The 1,383-nt window shown below is 46.6% G+C and carries 2 tRNA genes and 1 rRNA gene; all 3 read left to right on the forward strand.

Features of this window, described 5'->3' with window-relative positions:
* Positions 1 to 135 precede the first annotated feature (135 nt).
* Positions 136 to 212 (forward strand) — tRNA-Ile (locus tag A7D23_RS01820).
* A gap of 61 nt (positions 213 to 273) precedes the next feature.
* Positions 274 to 349, forward strand: a tRNA-Ala gene (locus A7D23_RS01825).
* A 445-nt stretch (positions 350 to 794) separates the two neighbouring features.
* Positions 795 to 1,383, forward strand: a 23S ribosomal RNA gene (locus A7D23_RS01830); the annotation flags it as partial.

The raw sequence follows: 1,383 nt of genomic DNA on the forward strand, positions 1-1,383 counted from the left end.
AACCGATTGAAGCTAGACTTCAATCTACTCCAAGGTCGGTACTTAGAGTAAAGCAGTGCAAACTGGACTGACTCTCAAGTAAGGTGAGTTTAGCAATTTATTTCTTGTTGTTTAGTTTTGAGTGACCAAATGTGAGGGCTTGTAGCTCAGCTGGTTAGAGCGCACGCCTGATAAGCGTGAGGTCGGTGGTTCGAGTCCACCCAGGCCCACCATCTATTTAATAGTTTAGATTTAGATCTGAATGAATGAGTATAGATGGTTTATATGTTAGTTGGGGGTATAGCTCAGCTGGGAGAGCACCTGCCTTGCAAGCAGGGGGTCAGCGGTTCGATCCCGCTTACCTCCACCAATATTACACAGATGGAACTCAATATTATTTCCAGTGATGGAAAAAAGTTAAGGATTGAAAAGTTGAGACAGAAATGTTAAGATGACAATCCTGCCGCAGAGGAATCTGTGGTCAATCAAATCGGAAGTTAAAATGTTAATGCCATCCGTGGCGCATTTTAACATAGCGCCATCCATGGCGCGTCGTTCTTTGTCGCTCTTTGCCATCCATGGCATCGCGATACTCGAACATCCTTGTTCTTTGAAAACTGCACAACGAGAAAAGCAGAATGCGAAATGCGAAAGTAAAGACAACGAAATGGCGTTCAAATTCTAAAGCGCAAAAACTTAAGGTTTTGGCGTGTGGCGAATTTGAACTTAGGAGCATCTATGCTCCGTCAGGTAAGAATTACTAAGCGCATAGGAGACATTCAAATCATCTATAACAAGTCGAGGAAGAACCAGAAGGTCAAGATATAAAGGGCATACGGTGGATGCCTTGGCGCCAAGAGCCGAAGAAGGACGCGGTTAACAGCGAAATGCCACGGGGAGTCGTAAGCAGGCATAGATCCGTGGATGTCCGAATGGGGCAACCCATCCAGAGTCATATTTGGATATCCTGTACTGAATAAATAGGTACAGCGAAGGCAAGTCGGGGAACTGAAACATCTAAGTACCCGGAGGAAAAGAAAGAATAATCGATTCCCAGAGTAGCGGCGAGCGAAACGGGACTAGCCCAAACCAATCCAGAAGACAGAGGCCAGAAGCCAGAGGTCAGAATGCAAGCAAGCATCTGGCGTCCGGAATCTGATTTCTGACTTCTGGGTTGGGGTTGTAGGACTCTCAAAACGGGACAGTGTTTTTAGCTGAAGCGAACTGGAAAGTTCCGGCATAGGAGGTAAAACCCCTGTAAGCGAAAAGAAGACTGGCTTAGAGAGTATCCTGAGTACCGCGGGACACGAGAAACCCCGTGGGAAGCAGGGGAGACCACTCCCCAAGGCTAAATACTACTTGGCGACCGATAGTGAACAAGTACCGTGAGGGAAAGGTGAAAAG

Source organism: Dehalobacter sp. TeCB1 (genome assembly GCF_001707455.1).
Classification (GTDB): Bacteria; Bacillota; Desulfitobacteriia; order Desulfitobacteriales; family Syntrophobotulaceae; genus Dehalobacter; species Dehalobacter restrictus.